Origin of the sequence: Rhodoligotrophos sp. CJ14 (assembly GCF_038811545.1) — a bacterium.
GTDB classification, from domain to species: domain Bacteria; phylum Pseudomonadota; class Alphaproteobacteria; order Rhizobiales; family Im1; genus Rhodoligotrophos; species Rhodoligotrophos ferricapiens.
The window spans coordinates 1,506,066-1,526,406 of sequence record NZ_CP133319.1 but is presented as its reverse complement, the minus strand read 5'-3'; the positions used below and the strand labels follow the sequence as shown (position 1 = coordinate 1,526,406).

At 62.1% G+C, this 20,341-nt stretch carries 21 protein-coding genes; 5 read left to right on the top strand and 16 right to left on the bottom strand.

Features of this window, described 5'->3' with window-relative positions; genetic code table 11:
• Nucleotides 1–6 precede the first annotated feature (6 nt).
• The 5 genes from RCF49_RS07000 to RCF49_RS06980 all read right to left on the bottom strand — a co-directional run bounded on the left by RCF49_RS07000 (nucleotide 7) and on the right by RCF49_RS06980 (nucleotide 4,210).
• On the bottom strand, nucleotides 7–1,131 hold the full coding sequence (locus RCF49_RS07000; protein ID WP_342643316.1) for a mandelate racemase/muconate lactonizing enzyme family protein: 1,125 nt from the start codon (nucleotides 1,129–1,131) through the stop codon (nucleotides 7–9).
• Complete coding sequence (locus RCF49_RS06995) at nucleotides 1,128–1,970, bottom strand: amino acid ABC transporter ATP-binding protein (RefSeq protein WP_342643315.1); 843 nt, start codon at nucleotides 1,968–1,970, stop codon at nucleotides 1,128–1,130. The genes RCF49_RS07000 and RCF49_RS06995 overlap by 4 nt, the downstream gene beginning before the upstream one ends.
• Complete coding sequence (locus RCF49_RS06990) at nucleotides 1,967–2,626, bottom strand: amino acid ABC transporter permease (protein ID WP_342643314.1); 660 nt, start codon at nucleotides 2,624–2,626, stop codon at nucleotides 1,967–1,969. Before RCF49_RS06990 ends, RCF49_RS06995 begins: the two co-directional genes overlap by 4 nt.
• Nucleotides 2,623–3,288 carry an amino acid ABC transporter permease gene (locus tag RCF49_RS06985; protein ID WP_342643313.1) on the bottom strand — a complete coding sequence of 222 codons (666 nt, stop codon included), beginning with the start codon at nucleotides 3,286–3,288 and terminating at the stop codon, nucleotides 2,623–2,625. The genes RCF49_RS06990 and RCF49_RS06985 overlap by 4 nt, the downstream gene beginning before the upstream one ends.
• A gap of 79 nt (nucleotides 3,289–3,367) precedes the next feature.
• Nucleotides 3,368–4,210: a substrate-binding periplasmic protein gene (locus RCF49_RS06980; RefSeq protein ID WP_342643312.1), complete on the bottom strand. Its 843-nt coding sequence runs from the start codon at nucleotides 4,208–4,210 to the stop codon at nucleotides 3,368–3,370.
• 113 nt (nucleotides 4,211–4,323) lie between these two features.
• On the opposite strand from RCF49_RS06980, the gene RCF49_RS06975 reads away from it, so the two are divergent.
• A complete protein-coding gene (locus RCF49_RS06975) occupies nucleotides 4,324–5,061 on the top strand; it encodes a GntR family transcriptional regulator (protein WP_342643311.1) in 738 nt (245 codons plus the stop codon).
• A gap of 1 nt (nucleotide 5,062) precedes the next feature.
• Nucleotides 5,063–5,836, top strand: a complete 774-nt coding sequence (locus RCF49_RS06970) for an SDR family NAD(P)-dependent oxidoreductase (protein ID WP_342643310.1) — start codon at nucleotides 5,063–5,065, stop codon at nucleotides 5,834–5,836.
• A 517-nt stretch (nucleotides 5,837–6,353) separates the two neighbouring features.
• On the opposite strand, the gene RCF49_RS06965 is transcribed toward RCF49_RS06970, so the two are convergent.
• Nucleotides 6,354–6,596 carry a hypothetical protein gene (locus RCF49_RS06965; RefSeq protein WP_342643309.1) on the bottom strand — a complete coding sequence of 81 codons (243 nt, stop codon included), beginning with the start codon at nucleotides 6,594–6,596 and terminating at the stop codon, nucleotides 6,354–6,356.
• Between the two features lie 250 nt (nucleotides 6,597–6,846).
• On the bottom strand, nucleotides 6,847–7,188 hold the full coding sequence (locus RCF49_RS06960; RefSeq protein ID WP_342643308.1) for a hypothetical protein: 342 nt from the start codon (nucleotides 7,186–7,188) through the stop codon (nucleotides 6,847–6,849).
• A 327-nt stretch (nucleotides 7,189–7,515) separates the two neighbouring features.
• Here RCF49_RS06960 and RCF49_RS06955 point away from each other — a divergent pair, with 327 nt between their 5' ends.
• Nucleotides 7,516–8,484 carry a hypothetical protein gene (locus RCF49_RS06955; protein WP_342643307.1) on the top strand — a complete coding sequence of 323 codons (969 nt, stop codon included), beginning with the start codon at nucleotides 7,516–7,518 and terminating at the stop codon, nucleotides 8,482–8,484.
• Between the two features lie 143 nt (nucleotides 8,485–8,627).
• Nucleotides 8,628–8,795: a hypothetical protein gene (locus RCF49_RS06950; RefSeq protein ID WP_342643306.1), complete on the top strand. Its 168-nt coding sequence runs from the start codon at nucleotides 8,628–8,630 to the stop codon at nucleotides 8,793–8,795.
• A gap of 173 nt (nucleotides 8,796–8,968) precedes the next feature.
• Here RCF49_RS06950 and RCF49_RS06945 read toward each other — a convergent pair whose 3' ends face one another.
• The 7 genes from RCF49_RS06945 to msrP all read right to left on the bottom strand — a co-directional run bounded on the left by RCF49_RS06945 (nucleotide 8,969) and on the right by msrP (nucleotide 16,210).
• A complete protein-coding gene (locus RCF49_RS06945) occupies nucleotides 8,969–10,495 on the bottom strand; it encodes a TrkH family potassium uptake protein (RefSeq protein ID WP_342643305.1) in 1,527 nt (508 codons plus the stop codon).
• Between the two features lie 94 nt (nucleotides 10,496–10,589).
• Nucleotides 10,590–11,651 carry an ABC transporter ATP-binding protein gene (locus RCF49_RS06940; RefSeq protein WP_342643304.1) on the bottom strand — a complete coding sequence of 354 codons (1,062 nt, stop codon included), beginning with the start codon at nucleotides 11,649–11,651 and terminating at the stop codon, nucleotides 10,590–10,592.
• Nucleotides 11,652–11,667: 16 nt separating this feature from the next.
• Entirely contained in the window at nucleotides 11,668–12,456 is a 789-nt protein-coding gene (locus RCF49_RS06935) for an ABC transporter permease (protein WP_342643303.1), read from the bottom strand.
• Nucleotides 12,453–13,325 carry an ABC transporter permease gene (locus tag RCF49_RS06930; RefSeq protein WP_432807394.1) on the bottom strand — a complete coding sequence of 291 codons (873 nt, stop codon included), beginning with the start codon at nucleotides 13,323–13,325 and terminating at the stop codon, nucleotides 12,453–12,455. Before RCF49_RS06930 ends, RCF49_RS06935 begins: the two co-directional genes overlap by 4 nt.
• An 84-nt stretch (nucleotides 13,326–13,409) precedes the next feature.
• Nucleotides 13,410–14,483, bottom strand: coding sequence for an ABC transporter substrate-binding protein (locus tag RCF49_RS06925; RefSeq protein WP_342644143.1), 1,074 nt, complete (start codon nucleotides 14,481–14,483; stop codon nucleotides 13,410–13,412).
• Nucleotides 14,484–14,609: 126 nt separating this feature from the next.
• On the bottom strand, nucleotides 14,610–15,236 hold the full coding sequence (msrQ, locus tag RCF49_RS06920; RefSeq protein ID WP_342644142.1) for a protein-methionine-sulfoxide reductase heme-binding subunit MsrQ: 627 nt from the start codon (nucleotides 15,234–15,236) through the stop codon (nucleotides 14,610–14,612).
• Nucleotides 15,237–15,262: 26 nt separating this feature from the next.
• Nucleotides 15,263–16,210, bottom strand: coding sequence for a protein-methionine-sulfoxide reductase catalytic subunit MsrP (gene msrP, locus RCF49_RS06915; protein ID WP_342643301.1), 948 nt, complete (start codon nucleotides 16,208–16,210; stop codon nucleotides 15,263–15,265).
• A 100-nt stretch (nucleotides 16,211–16,310) separates the two neighbouring features.
• Between msrP and RCF49_RS06910 the strand changes: the two genes are divergently transcribed.
• A complete protein-coding gene (locus RCF49_RS06910) occupies nucleotides 16,311–17,513 on the top strand; it encodes a DUF3095 domain-containing protein (RefSeq protein ID WP_342643300.1) in 1,203 nt (400 codons plus the stop codon).
• Here the strand turns inward: RCF49_RS06910 and RCF49_RS06905 are convergent, their stop codons facing one another.
• Together RCF49_RS06905 and RCF49_RS06900 are read right to left on the bottom strand one after the other, a co-directional pair.
• Nucleotides 17,514–18,284, bottom strand: a complete 771-nt coding sequence (locus RCF49_RS06905; RefSeq protein ID WP_342643299.1) for an IclR family transcriptional regulator — start codon at nucleotides 18,282–18,284, stop codon at nucleotides 17,514–17,516. It lies immediately after the preceding gene.
• A complete protein-coding gene (locus RCF49_RS06900; protein WP_342643298.1) occupies nucleotides 18,284–20,335 on the bottom strand; it encodes an FAD-dependent oxidoreductase in 2,052 nt (683 codons plus the stop codon). The genes RCF49_RS06905 and RCF49_RS06900 overlap by 1 nt, the downstream gene beginning before the upstream one ends.
• Nucleotides 20,336–20,341 lie beyond the last annotated feature (6 nt).

The following is a 20,341-nucleotide window of genomic DNA, read 5'->3' as shown; positions in this document are numbered from 1 at the left end:
GCGAACTCAGCTCGGTCCGACCGCGTAGGTCATGAGTGTCGCCCGCTCGACGGCCGTCCAATCGATGCCGATGCCCAGTCCGGGCCCGGAGGGCGCGTGGACATAGCCCTCCCTATCGGTGCGGATCACATCGAGCGCGCCATATTCGAAAGCCGGATAGGGGGTGGGCTGCTCGAAGAAATCGCAGTTCCGGTAGGCCAGCATCAGGTGCAGATTGGCCGCCTGGGTTAGGGTATAGCCCCAGCACTGCAGCTCGCAGGTCATGCCATTGGCTTCCGCGAGGCTCATGATCTTGCGCGTCGGCGTGATACCGCCGGCGATGGTCGCGTCGACCCGCACGGCGCTCCAGCAGCCGAGCTTGATGGCCTCGGCAATCACGTTCAGATCCAGAATGCTGTTGCCACCCGGTATGATCGGGATCGTGCTTTTCTCGCGCAGCTGGCGATAGCCGTCGAGATCCACGTCTGGAAAAGGCGCTTCAAACCAGGTGAGATCATAGGGCTCGAGCTGGCGAATGGCGCGGAAAGCCTGGGCCCTTGTATAGCGCTGCTCGACATCGAGCATGAAGTCTATCTGCCCGCCATGGACCTCGTGCACCGCAGCGACCATCGGGATGTCGCGATCGGGATCGCACCAACAGTGATATTTTACGGCGCGGAACCCTTCTTCCCTCAGCTTGCCGACGAATTCGACATAGTGATCGCGGCTCTCCAGCAACGGGGTGCTCGCATAAGACCGGATCTTGCTCCGAGCACCGCCAAGGAACTGATAGAGCGGCAGGCCGGCGTGCTTTGCCGCAAGGTCCCAGAGCGCGATATCGATCAGCGAGAGCGCCTGTGGCACTTGCGGCGTGTTGAGTGTCTTGAGCTGATGCCAGAGCGCCTCTCGTTCGAGGGGAGAGCGCCCGATCACCTCGGGGAGCAGATATTTGAGAGTTTCGGCCACGGAGAGGTCGAACTGGTGCGAGGTGATCATCACCGCGCCCGCCACACCCTCAAGACCGCCACGCGTCCTCAGCCGCAGGATTGCATTGGGCATGAACTGTTCGGGCATGTCGTGGGCCCAGGTGTAGCGCTCCGTGTCGGGGCCCACCGTATAGACATCCGCCCGATCGATGGTCAGGTCCTTCATTTTGGGATCTCATCCGCTGCGGTTAGAGGAATGGCCTGGTCGAGGCTTTCGCCGTGCCAGCCGAGATGGGAGAGGAACTCGCGCGTGCGCGACACTTGGGCCGCTTCGAAGATCTGCTTCGGGGGGCCTTGCTCGACAATGCTGCCCCGGTCGAACACGACCACCCAATCGGCAACCCGCTTGGCGAAATCCATCTCATGGGTGACCACGACCATGGTCATGCCTTCATCGGCGAGGCGTTTCATCACGCTGAGGACTTCGCCAATCGTCTCGGGATCGAGGGCGGAGGTCGGTTCGTCAAACAGCATCAGTTTGGGTTCCATAGCGAGAGCGCGGGCAATGGCCACCCGCTGCTGCTGGCCCCCGGAGAGTTCCGCCGGATGCTTATGGGCGTGGTCGCTGAGCCCTACTTTCGACAGAAGCGAAAGCGCTCGCGCATCTGCCTCCTGTCGGGAGAGGCCGAGCACGGTCACCGGACCCACTGACACATTGTGCAGCACGGTCAAATGGGGAAACAGCTCGAAGTTTTGGAAGACCATTCCCATGTGCCGGCGCACATGGCGGATGGCGGCGCTTCGCGCATCGACCGGCTGGCCTTCGAACAGAATGGCGCCGTTGTTCACCGTCTCCAGGCCATTGGCGCAGCGCAGGAGTGTCGACTTGCCCGAGCCCGATGGGCCGATCAGGCATACGACCTCGCCGAGATGGACCTGGAAGGTAACCTCGCGCAGCACCTCGACCGGTCCATAAGACTTGTGCAGATTTTCGAAGCGAAGGATCGGGGGGCGATCCGCATTAAGACGCGAGCCGGATGGCCGTGGGCAGAGTTCAGCGGTCATTCGTGAACCTTGAAGCGACGGTAGATCCAATCGACAAGCTTGGCTTGGGGATAGCCCATCAGCCAGTAGAGGGCCGCCATGGCGGTGAGCACCTCGAGGATCCGGTAGGTCTGGGCGCGGATCTGGAGCGACACATAGGACAGATCGGCCACTGCGATGACGGACACGAGGGAAGTGTCCTTGAAGAGCGAGACCCAGGTGCTGGCAAGCGCAGGCAGCACCCGCATTATCGCCTGTGGCAGGATGATCTTGCGGGCGACCTGCGCCTTGGTCATGCCGAGCGCATAGGCTGCATTCCACTGCCCCTGGCGTATGGACTGAATCCCGGCGCGGAAGGTCTCGGAATTGAATGAGGAGATGTTAAGGGTAAGGCCAACCAGCGCGGTGGTGAAGGCCGACATGCGGATGTCGAGGGCGACGGGTAGAACGTAAAAGGTCCAGTAGATCTGGAGGATCAGCGGTGTGGCGCGGAAGAATTCCACGATGGCGGCGGCCGGCATGCTGACGAGGCGGTACGGGCTCATGCGCATGAAAGCCAGCAGCAGCCCGCCGGGGATGGCGAGCAGCATCGTCAGCACGGTCAAGGCCACCGTGATCCCCGCACCGTGGAGGAACTGCCAGCGATAATCCCAGATGACCGACCAGTCTAGGATCATGAGGCCCCCAATGGCGCGAGCCGACGGTATATGGCATCCACACCGCGGGCGACGGGATAGCAGAGCAGGAAATAGACCAGCATGGCGCCCGTGTAGATCTCGATGGGTCGGAAGGTCTGTCCCGCCACGATCTGGGATTGCCGCAACAGTTCGGGAACGGCGATCACCGAGGCGATGGCGCTGTCTTTGATGGCGATGACGAAGAGCGATCCGAAGGCCGGCAGCATTCGGATGACGGCCTGAGGCAGGATGATGACGCGTATCGCCTGCCACGGGGACATCCCCAGCGCCAGGGCGGCCCGCAATTGCCCGGGACGCACCGAGCCGAGGCCGGCCCGGATCACCTCGGACACGTAGGCGCCGAGATGCAGACCGAGCCCCAGGACCCCGGCAAGGAGAGCGTTGAGGGAATGGCCGATCAGCAGCGGAAAGGCAAAATAGGTCCAGACCAGGACAGCCAGCACCGGTATCGCGCGCATCGAATCCACGTAGAAGCCAAGCCCGGCGGAGACGATCCGGCCGCCATAGGTGCGGGCAGCGCCGACCACCAAGCCGATAACCACACCGAGGAGGATCGACGAGAGGCTCAGCAGGATCGTCACGCCGAGGGCACGCGCGAGGAATTGCCAGCTATCCGCGATCGGCGAGAAGTCGAGGTCCATCGTCTCATTCCGGCGCGAAAAGGGTGCGGCGCGTGTGTGATTTTGCTTTTCTTCTGCGCCGCAGCGGGTGCGTGGCTTGTTAGCTGCTGGCCTTGAGCAGCTTGATCTCCTCGGCTTCCACCTTGTCCTTAATGCTGTCATAGACGGCCTGCAGCCAGTCCCGGAACTTGGGATCGCTCTTATCGACCGCCAGTCCCACAGCGGTGGCCATCTCGTTGCTCTTCAGGCACTCGTCGCCGAGCGGCAGAACCATGAGCCCCTTGACCGACGCGTTCAGCTTGGGCCAGGCAACGTTATCCACTGAAGTGAAGTCGGCGCGCTTGGAGAGAATCTCCTCGATGGGAGCATTCGCGCCGGAGCCTGCCACAGCCCGGAACTCGACATTCTTGAACCGGGTCGGCGCCCAGGTCTCGGGCGGCGTTCCAGTGAAATACGCGTAGATCAGGCCCTTCTTGTCGAGATCATCTACGCTCTTGGCGTCCTTGATCTTCGGGTTATTGGCGAGACCAACGAAACACAGGCTCGATTTCGAATAGACGATGAAGTCCACAACCTTCTCGCGGGCCGGGGTGACGGCCAGCGGAGCGATGCTGATATCGGCCTCGCCGGTTGCGAGGATCGGCACCTTGGTCTCGTGACTGACGGGTACGACCTGGAGCTCAACACCAAGCCGCTTGGCGTATTCCTTGGCCAGAAGCCAAGCGGGCCCCGAATATTGCTCACCGGACCCGGTGGTGTTTTCAGGGAGCCACGGGAATTCGCCGATCGCGGCCACCCGCAAGGTTCCACGCTCCTTGATCGCGTCGATCTTCTTGCTTTGACCGGCCGCGGGAACATCGGTGGGATCAGCCCAAGCGGGGCCCACCAGTCCAGCAACCAAGGCCAATACTCCCAACCCCTTCATCCACCGCTTGATAGCCATTTTTCTCTCCCTCAAGCGCGCGTGCGGCGTGCCGCCTCGTTGCACCTGCTTCTTCTTGTTGTGCATACAGGCTAAATGTATACAGAAAGCCAGTGAGGCATCAAGGAGAGTCTATGGCACGGGACCTGGCACCCATCGATCTGGCGAAGCTTCCGCCAAAAAGACCATCGCAAGGGGATCTCACTGTGCCCTTCTTGCGGGCGCGCAGCCTCGCGGATCAGGTGGCGGACGCGATCACCCATGCGATCGCGCAAGGGCATATCCAGCCCGGACAGCGGCTCGTCGAAACTGAGCTCGCCAAAAGTCTTGGCGTGAGCCGCATACCGATACGGGAAGCGGTGAAGATGCTTGCCGCTCAGGGAATCGTGGATAGCTCCCCTCATCGCGGCACGTTCGTGGTCGAGTTCGATGAGGCGCGGATCGACAGGATTTGCGCGGTCCGGGTCGCGCTGGAGCAGCTCGCCGGAAAGGACGCCGCACAGACCTATGCGGCGGAGCCTCAGCGGCTGGTGCGGCTCGATGCGATCATCGAGGATCTGTCCCGGGCGGCAGCGGCCGGCGATTGGATCGCGGCGAGCCGGGCTGACCTCGAGTTTCATCGGGAGATCTGCGCGGCATCAGGGAACGACATTGTCGCCAAGCTCTGGGAGACCATCGCGCGTCACGTGCTGATCATCTTCGGTCGCGAGGTTCTGCACGAACGCGACGGGATCAATCTCGCAAGGCAGCATCGGGCGCTGCGGGACATCCTCGCTGATGGTGATGACGAGGCGATTGAGACCGAAATCGAAAAGCACATCATGCGGCTGCGCAAGGTTTCATCGGCGCAGCTCGCAAGCAAGGGGGTGTGAGATGACCAAACCCGCTGAACGGTTTTCTCTGGCCGGCAAGGTTGCCCTGGTGATCGGCGGATCGAGCGGGATCGGCCGCGAAATCGCCCTTGGCTTCCGTGAGAGCGGGGCTCGCGTCATCCCTGTCGGCAAGACGCAGGCGAAGGTGGACGACGTCGTCGCCGCGCTCAGGACCACAGATGCAGGCACGGTGGGCCATGCCGCCGACATCACCGATTTTGCAGAGCTCCGGCGCCTGGTGGATGGGGTGATCAGGGAGCGGGGCGCCATCGACATCCTCGTCAATTCACAGGGGACGACGATCCTGAAGCCCGCCGAAGATTTCGATCCCGAGGATTATGCGCGGATCATGGACGTCAATCTGCGAAGCGTGTTCTTTGCAAGCACTGAAGTCGGGCGGCACATGCTGTCGCGGAGCCGAGGCTCGATCATCACCATTGCTTCCATCGCATCGTTCATGGGATTCCAGAAGACGGCGCTCTATACAATGAGCAAGTGGGGGGTCGTCGGAATGACACAGGCGCTGGCTGCGGAATGGGCCGGTCGCGGTGTACGGGTCAATGCGATCGCTCCCGGCTTCTTCATGACAGTTCTGAACAAGGACAAGATGAGCGCGGAGCGGAAGGAGAACGCGTTGCGCCGAACGCCGATGGGCCGTTTCGGATCCATCGAGGAGCTGGTGAGCGCCGCCATTTTCCTGGCGTCCGACGGCAGCAGCTATGTCACCGGCGAAACGATCCGGGTCGATGGCGGCTATTGCGCCGCCGGGTTGTGAGGTTCCATGCGGATAACCTGTCAGGCCGCCTTGCGCTCGCAATGGCTGCGCTCGGATCTGCCGCGGCATGCGGGGCAGTCTCGATCCGCGGCCAGAGCCAACTCATTGTGAATTGCAGCCTTTATTTCGTTCGGCATCCAAGGCGTGCCATCGCTCTTCAGGGCCGCGCTGACATATTGATATGCGCGCTCCTCCGCCTCGCCATCGCCTATTCTTATTGATGTTTCGGGATGGACGGTACAGGAGCGAATGGCGCCAGCGAGGACCAACAAGTCCCGGACGGCAAACTCCAGATCATCGTATTCACGCATGAGACCTCTCCCCAGTTATGTTCAAGCGCCCGCGACATAAACCTCCAATGGGCGCTGGCTACAACGGGGGATGGGCGTGCCGGTTCAAGTTCTGGGGCGGCTATCGTCCGTAAACACTAATAGATCGGATTTTACTGGATTGAGGACTCGTCCAGCCCGCCGCCCGGCCTCTTGATGCCGGCGGCGCTTTGTGCGCCAGGGTCCTATTAAAGCGCCAAGGCGCGGGAGATCGCACCTGCGTTCAGATGCCCTCGCTCCGCAAGCCGGAGAAGCTCTTCATACCCCACCTTGCCATATCCCGAAGCGGTCAGCCCGTCGCAGATCGCCTGAGCCAGACGAGGACTGTGTTCGATGATCTCGTGAACGTCATGAAGCGTCATGCGACCGGACCGAATGCTATCGGCGAAAGTCCTGACGCCCGTGTTGGTGATCTTGACGCCATAGAGCATGGTTAACGTCCGTCGAATGAATTCCTGGTGAATTCGAGCAAATACGCAATTTGTCGCAGTATAACTTAGTTCCATCTGGTGAGTATTGTTATTGAGATTGTCGTTAACACTTCAAATTGTAGAAATCGTTGGAACGTTCGTCTTGGCGGGCGATGGCGAAAGCGAGAGATCGCTAATCGGACGGGGAGAGGCGGGATTTGCCGAGCTGGCAATACTGGAAGGGGTGTGGGTCCCCCTTCCACTTGCTGCGTCAGTAAGGCCGGACAGCAATGGCCGGGCCGCCAGGAATACCAACGGTCCACCAGGGAGTCCGGTACCAGTAACCGCCGTAATAGTGGCCATAGCCCGGGCGCTTGTGTCGGAAACGAGGACCGAAGCGCTCGCGGCTATACACAACCTTCCGCTTTGTTACGACCCTGCCGTTCCGGTAGCGCTTCTTCACCACCACTTTCTTCTGGGCGACTGGCTGTACAATGGCCGGTGCTGCCGGAACGGATGCAATTCCCGGCGTGATGGCGGCCGCAGATGCGCCGCCATTCAGCGCCATTAGCGATCCACCGATGACCAAAGCTAGTAGGACAGGTTTCATCATGAGCCTTCCTCGCATTGCTAATGTTAATGCTGAGATAACCGCGATGGCCCTCTTTGGTTCACGCACGCGGCTTGGCATGTAGGTCAGGGTGGCCAGGGCTCTGATGCGGAGATTGCGTTCAGATTGATTGATTTGTTGGTGTGAATTTAACTATGTATTAAGAGAAACAATAATCCAGCGGAAAGCGGGATCAAAATCACCTTCCAAGGTGCGAAGTCGCATGAATATCTGACCGAACCAGGAACCTATTTGTATCCGTATTCTTTTGGATTGCATCGAGGAGGCGTTCGAGGGTGGACTTCCATAAAGAAGACGGAGAGAAACTACATGAAATCAACAATCAATCAAAAGTATTCGCCGTTCCTTGGCGGCATCGTCTGCATCGCTGCGCTGACTTTCGCGGTGGCGCCTCCGTCCTTTGCTGGGGACGGTATTGGCGTGGGCGTCGGCGCTTCGGTTGGTGGGGCTGATGGAATAGGGGTCGGCGTTGGCGCATCGGTTGGCGGCTCGGACGGGATTGGCGTCGGTCTCGGCGCCTCGGTCGGTGGTTCGGATGGGATCGGCGTCGGGGCTGGTGCCTCGGTTGGAGGATCGCGAGGAACCGGAGCCGGCTTGGGAGCCTCGGTCGGCGGCAGCCGCGGCGTTGGAGCCGGGGCGGGTGCTTCCGTCGGCGGATCAAGGGGCATTGGCGCTGGTGCTGGGGCATCGGTTGGCGGCACGCGCGGCATTGGGGCGGGTGTGGGCGCCTCGATCGGCGGTCCGCGCGGGACCGGCGTCGGCGCGGCAGCCCGTATCGGCGGAAGAAAGGGGATCCACGCTGGTGCCGGGGCCAGGGTGGGTGGCACAAGCGGTGTTCGCGCGGGCGCAGGCGCAAGCATTGGCGGATCGCGCGGTGTGAGCGCCGGCTTGGGCGCATCGATCGGCGGATCGGACGGTATCGGCGCGGGCGCTGGAGCTTCGGTGGGCGGCCCGGGCGGTGTTAATGCGGGTGGTGGGGTTTCGATCGGTGGCGGTGGCTCCAATGGCGCCGGCGGTGGCGGTACGGGCACAGGTAGCGCAGGCGTCGGCAATGGGGGTGCGGGCGCGAGCGGAGGTCGCGGAGATGATGGCGGCAATCGCGGCAATACTGATCAGCCTGGTTCTGGCATGAGCCCAGGTGCGGTGAGCAGCGCCGTCGCCAACCTCTCGGATCGCGAACGGGAGCAATTGCGGCGCACATGCCCGAGCATTCTTGCTGCTCCAGCTCGCCACAGCACTGAACAGGTTGCTGTCTGCAGGGTAATCGCCTCGCTCTAAACGGGAGCCCTTGCTCGTGGATGCGCTCGTCGCGCTCCACGGGCAGGGGTCTAAGCCGTCGGACTTTCACCGCGTGAGGGGTCCTGCCTCTCTCGGCCCGCGGCATTGGCGGCTTCGAGCTCTTCCTCCCGGAGGATGCGAAGATGGCCATTGCTCAAGCTTCTGATTTGGTAGCGGTAGCCGGACCGCACATCCGGAAACGGCAAGATGGCGACCACCTCGAAGGTGTCGGTGACTGGGCGAAAGTACACTTTGCGCGTCGGCGCAAGTTTAACGATTTCTCCGATCTGGAACGCAGTATTCATGAATAGTCCCCGTCCGTACTCTCTATCGCCACACCCCGTTTCTTGCAGCAGACCGGTTCTGCTGCTCCTCGATAGGTCGTTAACAGGATGAGCCGATGCTGGTTTCAAAAATGCTGGTCGGGGCTCTGGAAAAATTGAGACAGGGTCGGAACGGCAACCGAGCTGCATTAGGGCAGATGCTATCTCCGCCAAAGGCTCGGATCGAGCAGCACCAGAAGGGTGAAGAACTCGAGGCGGCCGAGCAGCATGGCAAAGGCCAAGAGCGCCTTCGCCGTATCCGGCAGGCTCGAAAAATTGCCGGCCGGCCCGATCACCGGGCCGAGGCCGGGGCCAACATTGGTGAGGGCGGTGGCGGCACCCGTGACGCTGGTCTGGAAATCGATACCCAGTGCCATCAGGGCCAGGGAGAACAGCATGAAAGAGGCAAACAGAACCGAAACGAAGGCGAGCACGGCAACCGGTACGTCATCGCCGATGGCGCGCCCGTCATAGAGGGTTTTGTGGACGCGGTGCGGGCTGATCAGACCGATGAGATAGCTGCGCACCGTCAGCCACATGATCTGGATACGGAATATCTTGATGCCGCCGCTGGTGGAGCCCGTGCAGCCCCCGAGGAATGTGAGAATGAAGAAGGCGCCTAACGCCGGCGCTCCCCAGGTGGTGTAATCGCCATAGGCAAAGCCGGTGGTCGAGATGATGGAGACCACGTTGAACGCGACTTCCGTGAGGACGCCGAAGAACTCGTTCCCGGTCTTCAAATAGCGCCAGAGGGTCAGGCCTACAATGAAGCCGCCGACGATGAGGGCGAAGGCGCGCACCTGAACGTCGTCCCAAATGGCCCAGCTGCCGCCGCGGAGCATGCGAATATAGAGCACCACGGGCAGGCTCGCCAGGAACATGAAGATGGTACCGACCCACACGGTCGACCGGTTCTGGAAATAGGCGAAGGAGGCGTCATGGGTCGAGTAGCCGCCGGTCGCCACTGTCGACATGGCATGATTGACCGCGTCGAACAATGTCATACCCGTCATGACGAAGCCGATCAGGCAGGCCAGGGTCAGGATGCCATAGGACAGGGCGATATAGCGGACGAGCTGGCCGGCGCGCGGCACGATCTTGTCCGAGCGGTCGGAGCTCTCGGTGTGAAAGAGCTGCATGCCTCCAATGCGCAGGAACGGCAGCATAATGATCGCCATGACGACAATACCGATGCCGCCGAGCCAGTTTAGAATGGACCGCCAAAGGAGAACGCCCGGTGGCATGCGGTCGAGCCCCACCAGGACGGTGGCGCCGGTCGTGGTGAGGCCGGAGACGCTCTCAAACCAGCCATCGATGATCGAGATGTCGCGGTCCAGCAGCACGAAGGGGACCGCACCGGAAATCGATACCGCCAACCAGGTCGCCGCGGTGATGACGAAGCCGTCGCGGCGCGAGATGCTTTCGGTGCCCTGCCAATCACTCACCAGGGCGAGCATGGTGCCGAAGAAGCCGGTGATGAGGGCGGAGATCGCAAAGATCTGCCAGTCGTCATGGCCGGCCGCCAGATCGGTAATCATGGGCGGCAGCATGAACAGCGCAAGGCCCATCAGCATCACGCCAACCACCAGGATGATACGCCGGGGGTCAAGCGTGTTGATACGCCGGACCGCGATAGGTGTCCGAACGATGGCGCGGGGCGCCGTTACGGAGGAGGGCTCGGACGGCATTGGTGACCCAGTCCACAGAGGCGGCGTCTAACATTACGCCTCACGCTTGAACAGAATCGTCCAGTCGCGTCAATGGTGCTGAAACTGGATGCTCTCAGCTGTTGTCAAGAAGACGCAGATCGCGTGCCGCAAAGCCCACGGTGACGTGGTCGCCGCGCGAGGGCGGCGGCTCATTGGGCGTGTTGAAGGTGTCGAGCGACAGAACATTCTTGCCGAACCGCACCCGCATCCGCACGATCGAGCCCAAGAAACTCACCTCTTCCAGGGTGCCGGCCAGCGTATTGATGCCAGGGGTAGGGGAGCGGAAGGAAATTGCCTCTGGCCGTAGGGCGAAGGTCAATCGATCGCCCGGCTTGGCGCCGTTCAGGCCCGAGACGGTCAAAGGCTGGCCATCCACCTCCACCCGGCCTGAAGCCGGATCGGTCACGATTGTTGCGAGCGTGTTCAGCGTTCCGACGAAGGAGGCGACGAAGCGGCTGCGCGGATAGTTGTAGATCTCGAAAGGCGTGCCCAGCTGCTCAATGCGGCCCTCATTCATCACCACGATCCGGTCGGACATGGAGAGTGCCTCCTCCTGGTCGTGGGTCACGTATATGGTGGTGATGCCGAGTTGACGCTGCACGCGCCGGATCTCCTCGCGCAAGGAGATGCGGATCTTGGCATCGAGCGCGGAGAGCGGCTCATCCAGCAGCAAGAGTGTCGGCCTTACCGCGAGCGCTCGGGCGAGCGCCACCCGCTGCTGCTGCCCGCCGGAGAGCTGATAGGGATAGCGCTCGCCATGCTGCGGCAGGCCGATCAGCTGCAGCATCTCCTCGACGCGAGAGCTGATCTCGGTGGCCGGTGCGCGCGCCACCTTCAAGCCGAAGCCGACATTCTCGGCCACCGTCATATTGGGGAAGAGAGCATAGGACTGGAAGACCATGCCGATATTGCGCTGATTGGGCCGCAAGCCGGTCACGTCGCGGCCATCGATGCGGATGGTGCCACTGCTCGGCTGCTCGAAACCGGCGATCATGCGCAGGGTGGTGGTCTTGCCGCACCCGGACGGCCCGAGGAAGGATACGAACTCGCCGCGCTCGATCGCGAGGGTCACCTGATGCACGCCGACATTGGCGCCAAAGGATTTGCTCAGGTTCTCAAGCTCGAGAAAAGCCATATGCCGGTCCCTGTCCTTAGAGGCTGGGTCTGCTCGCGCGGGTGCCGCGCCCGAAGACCTGGATCAGCCCCATGCAAGCCCAGGTGACGAGAAACGCGATGATGGCCAGGGCCGCCGGCTCATAGGCGCGGTTGGCGCCGACCAGCTGCAGATAGGGGCCGAAGGCGGGGCGGTTGAGAAGGCTCGCGAAAACGAATTCGCCGATGACAATGGCGAAGGTGAGGAAGGCGCCCGACAGGATGGCACTGCGTACATTCGGCAGGATGACCCTGAACAGAATGGTCGGCCAGCCCGCACCAAGGCTCTCCGCGGCCTCGGTGAGCGTGCGCACATCAATGGCGCGAAGCCCGGAATCCACAGCGCGATACATATAGGGCAGCGACAAGGTCACATAGCCGAAGGTCAGCAGCAGGTCGGTCGCGCGGGCGCTCGCGGTCATCGGCAGGAAGGATGACGAGTTGTAGATACGGAGATAGCCGAACACGATCACGATGGCCGGGACCACCAGCGGGAGGAGGGTGATGAATTCGACGATGGGCCTTAGCTTTGGAAGCCTCAGGCGGATGATATAGGCGGTGGGCAGCACCAGGAGCACGCCGATGACAATGGTGGCAAGGGCGAGCGTGGTGGAATACAGGAAGCTCTGCTGGAATCGAGGATCGCCTAGAACGACGCGGTAGGCCTCGAAGGAATATTCGCCGCGCTTCATGCGCATGGAGAATTCGAGGGTCGAGATCAGCGGCACCAGGAAATAGAGCACGCCCAAGGCGAGAGCGAGCCAGGAGCCGAAGCGCGCGCCCCTCATCTCAGCCACCTTTCGCTGCGGGCCCTCAGCCAGAGATAGGCGCCGTTGGAGAGGCCGGTGATTACGATCATGCCGAGCGCCAGGGCATAGCCGAGATGGGGATCATGCAGCACATCGCCCCTGATCTGTGCATAGAGCAGGATGGTGACGATGTTGAGGGACGAGCCAGTGAGGGCATAGGCGGTGGCAACCGCGCCGAAGGAATTGGCAAAGAGCAGCAGCACCGTGCCGAGGATGCTTGGCCAGAGCACCGGCAGGGCAATATAGCGCCAATATTGCCAGCTCGAGGCACCCAGTATAGCGGAGGCCTCGCGCCATTCCTTCTTCAACCCATCAAGCGCGGGGGTCAGGATCAGCACCATCAAGGGGATCTGAAAATAGAGATAGGTGAGGGTCAGACCCCAGAAGCTCAGCAGATTGAAGCCGGTGGCATAGAGGTTGAAGCCGAAATAGGTGGAGAGGAGCCAGGTTACGAGCCCAGTGCGGCCGAGCGTGGCGAGAAAGGCGAAGGCCAGGGGAATGCCCGCGAAATTGGAGGCGACACCGGAGAAGGTCAGAAGCGTCGGCCGGATCCAAGCGGGAAGACCACCCAGCACCACCGCGTAGGCGAGGAGGAAGCCGAGCAATCCGCCGATGATGGCCGAGGCCGCGCTGATGCGGATGCTGATCCAATAGGCGCTCAGGATGTTCGGCTGGAACAGCTGGGCAATATTGCCGAGGGTGAAATTGCCAGCCGGGTCCTGGATGCTGCCGATGACCAGATAGGCCGTCGGTAGGAGCAGGAACAGAATGGCGAAGACTAGGAATGGGAGAAGCCCAAGCCAGGCCAAAGGAAAGGATCGGCGCATCGGTCGCGATGCGGCAATCATGGGGGCGGCGGACTGAACCTGGTTCGTCATGGCAAGGCCGGAAGGGTTGGGGCAATGGACCCACAACCCTCATATCAAAGCCCATTACTGAACGTTGGCACCGACCACGCTGTCCCATTTCTGGGTGATGACCGCATTGGCCTTGTTCTGTGCGTCCAAGCTCGGGAATACAGCCTTCTTATAGGCCTCGGCCGGCGGGAGCCGATCCAGAAGCTCCTGCGGGATCTTGCCCTTCTCGACGAGATCATTGAAGCGGATCGGGTGGCAATAGCCCTTGAGATAGCCGATCTGGCCCTCGTCGGAATAGAGATATTCCATCCACAGCTTGGCCGCATTGGGATGAGGCGCAAAGGCGCTGATCGCCTGGACATAGACACCGGCGACGACGCCGGAATTGGGCACGATGACATTGACCTCGGGATTGCCTTGCAGCGTATCGCGGTCGGCCAGCGCGTTATAGTCCCAGCGGATCACGATGGGGGTCGACCCCTGGGCAAGCGAGGCGGCCTTGCCGATAACCGGCACGAAATTGCCGGCCTTGTTGAGATCGGCGAAGAATTTGAGGCCCGCATCCGCGACCTTGGCCGGATCGGTTTCGCCAGCGGCGAGGCCTGCCGCATAGACAGCTTGGATCGCCTGGTTGGACGAGCGGGGGTCACCCGCGAGCGCCACCGCATTGGCATAATCGGATTTCAGCAGATCCTTCCAATCGGTCGGCGGCTCGGGGACGAGATCAGCATTCACCTGGAAGGCGAGCACGCCGTAATAGTCGCCATACCAGTGGCCGTCAGGATCCTTCGCATCGGCGGGGATCGTGTCCCAAGTCGAAACCTTATAGGGCTGCAACAGGCCTTCCGCCTTGGCGGAGGGCCCGAAAGACAGGCCCACATCGATCACGTCGGGCGCCTGCGGACCAGTATTGCCCTTGTTGGCCTTGATCGCCTCGATCTCATCGCCTGAGCCCGCATCCGGATTGAGCTCGTTCACCTGCAGGCCGTATTTCTGCTTGAAGCCCTCAATGAGTGCGCCGTAGCCGCACCAGTCATGAGGCAGCGCGATGGTGGTCAACTGGCCTTCAGCCTTTGCTGCCTCGATGAGCTCAGGCGATTGGGCGCGGGCAGTGCCCGTCGCGCCCTGCAGGACCAGGGCGCAGGTCATCAGCAATGCAGATGCGGTGACTGTCTTCATGCTCGTCCCCCATTTGACGCCGTTGTTGCGTTTGCCCTTGGCGGCTATCACGCGCCCATGACGGATCGGTGTCAATCGGACTCTTGGGCAGGGTTGTCAGGACTGCGGGCGGAGCCGTCTGACGAGAGGCCGGCGAAGGGTGTGCGGAAGCAATCGGTAACCCAGCAGCAAGCCAACGATGGCCGCATAGATCAACGGTTCCGGCGGCCAGGATTTCACGGCCAGCAGGAAATGGACAGCCCCTGCTAGGGTTGCCACATAGGCGAGCCGGTGCAGCTTTCGCCAGTTGCGACCAAGGCGTCTGATCGAGGCATTGTTCGAGGTGAGCGCCAGGGGGATCAGGAGGGTAAGGGCGAACATGCCGATGGTGATATAGGGCCGGCGGAGGATATCTGCACCGATCGCGGGAAGGTCAAGCGACTGGTCCAGCACCAGATAGGTGGTGAAGTGAAAGGCTGCGTAATAGAAGGCAAGCAGCCCAAGCGCGCGGCGGTAGCGTAGCCAGTTCACACGGGTGAGCTCGCGCAGGGGCGTGATGGTGAGCGTGAGGATCAAAAAGCGCAGCGCCCACAGGCCCAGGGTATGCTCAAGCTCCTTCACCGGATCAGCGCCGAGCTGGTCGGTCAATCCGAGAGAGAAGGTCCACAGGCCCGGCATGACGCCGAGGACATAGATCAGCCAGTTGATCACGCGGGGCGAGGTGATGCGGTGAGCACCGACCATCTCACCCCGCTTGGCATCGCTCGATGTCAAAAGTTCTCCTTGAGATCCATACCGGCATAGAGGCTCGCGACCTGCTCGCCATAGCCGTTGAACATTTGAGTTGGCCGGCGGCTGCCGCCGAACAGGCCACCTTCGCCGATGCGCCGTTCCGTCGCCTGGCTCCAGCGGGGATGGTCAACCTCGGGATTAACATTGGAGTAGAACCCGTATTCGGATGGGTTCTGCTGATTCCACGACGTCTTGGGCTGATCCTCAACCAGGGTGATGCGGACGATGGACTTGATGCTCTTGAAGCCATATTTCCAGGGCACGACCAGGCGAACAGGCGCACCATTCTGGTTCGGCAGGGTCTCATCATAGAGCCCTACGGCGAGGATCGTCAGGGGGTGCATGGCTTCATCCAGCCGCAGGCCTTCCACATAGGGCCAGTCCAGCACCTTGAAGAAGCCGCCCACGCCCGGCATCTCATCCGGTCGCAGCACCGTCTCGAAGGCCACGAATTTGGCCGAGCCCGCAGGCTCCACCCGATCGAGAAGCGCTTTCAAGGGGAAACCGATCCAGGGTATGACCATGGACCACGCCTCGACACAGCGGAGGCGGTAGATGCGCTCCTCCAGGGGCGCAAGCTTGACGAGCTCGTCATAGTCGAAGGTTTTCGGCTTGGCCACCAGGCCGCCGACCTCGATCGTCCAGGGCAGCGGCTTAAACTGGCCGGAGTTTTCGGACGGATCGCTCTTGCCAGTGCCGAATTCGTAAAAATTATTGTATGTCGTCACGTCTTCGCGAGGGGTGAGCTTCTCATCCGTCGAGACTGTGCTCTTTCCGGCGCTGAGAGGGGCGGCGGTGAGGGATTGTGTTCCGGCACCCATGAAGCCTAGGGCAAGGCTTCCGGCGATGAATTCTCGTCGCCGCAGATAGAGGGATTTGGGGGTGACTTCGGAATAAGGAATATCGTGGGGGCGACGGATCAACATGGGACCGCCTCGGCTGATTGCATCAGCTCTTATATAGACGGAGCGGATGGGAAATGGGTGCGGTCGCGCCCACACATTGCCGTGAGGGCAGGAGTGCCGCATGGATTCGGATCGCTTCTATCTTGACCTGCCGTCGTTCTCGGAATTCGACGAGGTCGCCAATTTCGAAGCTTATGTGCCGGTGCCGGATGATTGGGTGCTGATGATCACCGACGTGGTGTCGTCAACCCGTGCCATTGCCGAGGGGCGCTATAAAGACGTCAACCTGATCGGCGCCTCCTCGATCGCGGCGATCATGAACATTGCCGGAGGCCTTACGCTGCCCTTCGAGTTCGGAGGTGACGGCGCCGTGGTGCTGGTGCCTCCTTCTTTGGAAGAGGCCGCATCGGCGGCTTTGCGGGGATTGCAGGCGGTGAGCCGGCAATCCTTTGGCCTCACATTGCGCGCCGCTGCTATTCCCGTCGCGAGCTTGCGGACGCAGGGCCAGGACCTGCGCATTCGCAAATATGAGCTGAGCCCCGGCAATTTCCTCGCCATGTTGGTGGGCGGCGGCATCCAATTCGCCGAGCAGCTGATCAAGTCGGAGACCGCGAGCGCGCCGTTTCTGCTGCAGGGCGGGAAGGATGACGCTGCCCCTGACCTTGGCGGGCTCTCCTGCCGGTGGGAGCCGCTGGTGCCCCGCAACGGGCGCATGCTCGCGCTGATCCTGCGGGCGCGCAACGAAGCGCCGGCCATCAAGCGCCAAACATTGATACGCAGCATGGATGCGATCGGTCAGCTTGCCGGCGGTGATCTCAAGGCGATTGCGCCGGTCAATGACCAGTCGCTGCGCTTTTCCTGGCCGCCGCAAGGGCTTGCCGCGGAGGCGCGCCTCAATTCCAGCCGCAATCCCTATTGGCTCAAATATGCCAAGGTCCTGGGGATCTCGCTGGTGCAACTGGTGGTGCAGCGGCTGAACCGGCGGCTCGGCAAATTCGATCCGGTCAGCTACCGGGTCCAGCTCTCCGAGAATACCGATTTCCGCAAATATGACGGCACCTTGCGCCTGGTGCTCGATGTCACGCCAGTCCAAGTCTCTGGGATCATGAAGTATTTGGACGCGGAATACCGGGCTGACCGGCTGGTCTACGGCGCTCATGTGGCCGACCGCGGGTTGATGACCTGCCTCGTCTTCAGCCTGGCCGACAACCAGCACATTCATTTCGTCGACAATGCGGATGGCGGGTTCGCGCTCGCGGCCCAAGACTTCAAGCGGCGGCTCGAGGAAGGGGCGGCAACCCCGCGGGATGAAGCGCTTGCGTGATCAGGGGAGCCGGGCAGCCAAAAGGCGCGCGAGGCGGTCGGCGCAGGCAGCGAGGTGCCGGGTGTGGCCGTCACGGTCGCCATTCAACAGGCCCTCGATCGTGCCGGTGAGGCACAGGCTGTAGCGGATCGGCTTACCTTCGACCCGCACCGGCATGGCGATGCCGGCAAAGCCTTCCACGTCCTCACCGACACAGAAGGCAACGCCCGTCCGGCGGATCTCGGCCCATTCGGCCTCGATCTCGGCGAGATCGGTCTTGGTGTGGGTGGTCAGCCGGGGCAGGGGATCAGGCAATAGGGCCAAGCGGCGATCGGAGTCGAGAAAGGCCAGCAGAGCTTTGGCGGAGGCGCCGGTATGAAGCGGTATCTCGCGGCCAGGCATCACATATGGCCGCACCGGGTTATCGGGTGCCACCATGGCGATGCTGCGCACGGCCACGCCATCCAGCCGCGCGATGAAGCAGACCTGGTCGGTGGCGGTCGCGAGCTCCTGGAGCAGGGGCTGACTTACTGCGCGGATCCAGCCGTCATCGGCACCGGCATAGAGCAGGTTGGTGAAGCGCGTGCCAAGACGGTAGCTTCCCCCTGCCGGTGGCGCGGGTTCAATCATGCCGACATCCGTCAAGCCTTTGAGCAGGCGATGTGCCGTGGTCTTCGGCAGGTCAAGCGCGCTTGCCAGTGTCGATAGGCTGATGCCATCGGGGAAACCGCTGATCAGCTCGAGAATTCGCATATAGCGCTCGAGCGGCTTTTCCGCAGCCATTTCCGCCATCACTCCGCCTGAAGATCGATCCGCTCGCGCCGGAACGGTGCGGGATGGGGTTCCTCGAACTCACGGGCAAAGCGATGGCCTGCGTAAACCGCCGCGACAATGGCCGCGGGCGCCAGGCAATCGCCGATGCGCGTGACGGAGCGGATGCCCGCATCGTTCAGCCGGTCGGCATCGCGAGTGAGTTCGTGGAACAGCTTGTCATTGGGCAGGCGGGCGGTCACCAGGACAATGCTGCGGCAAGCGATTTCCTGTGGCGCCAGGGTGCGCATATGAGCGAGCCGCGCCGTGTTGTCATGTGCTTCCAGCAGCGCGTGATGAGTGATCATCCGCACTCCGAGCCCGTGCAGGCGTAACGCCGTGCGACCCAGCTCCAGCGTGTTCTCGGTGAAGGCGGAAATCTCGGCGGCGGGGGTTACGAGCGTCACCGCAATATTCGCCCGGGCGAGCTTTTCTGCGATGACAGCACCCATGTAGTAGTGGTCATCGTCATAGACGAGGACCGGTCCCTCAGGCTCAGTGCCGGCCATGATGTCATCCGGTGTCAGCACGGCGATATCGTTGCCCATGGGAATGGCGGCGAGGTGCGCCCGGCCGATCCCGTCGGCGCGCCAGGATGCGCCGGTTGCCAGCACCACTGCGGGATAGCCGAAGCCCAAAATGTCTTCCGCGGAGAGATCGCTTTCGCGATAGATCGAGACATTGGGCATTTTTGCGATCTGGCCCACGCGCCAGTCGCGCACCCTCAGCCATTCGCGCAGGCCCGGGAGCTCCGCCTCGCGGGTGACCCGACCACCCAGCTCGCGCCCGCGCTCGGCGAGTGCCACCTCATAGCCGCGCTGACCAAGAGCGCGTGCAGCCTCGAGCCCGGCTGGACCTGATCCCACCACCAGCACAGTCTGATCGGAGTGCTTGGGCGCAATGCGCTCGGGGTGCCAGCCGCGGCGCCATTCCTCGCCCATGGTCGGGTTCTGGGTGCAGCGCAGGTTGGTCATGGCGAAGTGGCTGGAGACGCAGATATTGCAGCCGATGCATTCGCGAATGTCCTCGGTGCGGTCCTCCTCGATCTTCTTGGGCAGGAACGGGTCGGCGATCGAGGGCCGCGCCGCGCCGATCATATCGAGAATGCCGCGGCGGATGACGCTCAGCATGGTATCCGGCGAGGTGAAGCGGCCGACGCCCACCACCGGCTTGGTCGTGACCTGCTTGATGCCCATCATAAATGGCTCGTGGTCGTTCTCCGGGGCAAAGCGCGAGGTGGGGGAGTCATCCGCCCAGGTGCCAATGACGATGTCCCAGAGGTCCGGCAATTCGCCGAGGAGGCCAATTGCCTCCAGGCCCTCATCCTTGACCCGCAAGCCCTGCTCACCGCAGAGCTCGTCCACGATCAGCCGTACGCTGATGCCGCAGCGGCCCTCGCTGGCCTCACGGGACACCTCAATCAGCTCCTTCAGCAGCCGCACCCGGTTCTTCAGCGATCCGCCATATTCGTCGGTGCGCTGGTTGCGCGGCGACATGAACTGGAAGGCGATGGTGGAGAAATTGGCATCCACATTGATGATGTCGAATCCGGCCTTGACCGCGCGTTTTGCCGCGTCGCCCCACCAGCTAAGGAGATTGCGGATATCCTGCTTGTCCATGGCGCGTACCTGGACCGGGTGATAGCCGCTGACCGGCCGCGCCATCGGCCCCATGGGCACCTCGCGGGTGAGCCGATTGGCATTGTAGTAGGCGGCGTAGGCGAGTTGCACGCCGGCAAGGCTGCCGTGGGCATGGACCGCCTCGACCATGCGGGCCAGCACGGGAATATCGCCATCATCCCACAGCGTCTGCAGCACCTCTGGCATTAGATCGCCGGTCGGATGAACCGAGCAGTGCTCCGTGTTCACCACCGCCCAGCCGCCTTCCGCCTTCACGCCGCGCATGGCCGCGTGGGCCTGAGGGCGGAGGTTGCCCATGCCATTGCAATGGGGCGTCTGGTAGAAGCGATTCTTGGCCTTCACCGGCCCGATCTGGATGGGCTCGAACAAGGGACTGAAGCGGTGCTCGGCCATGGCGTA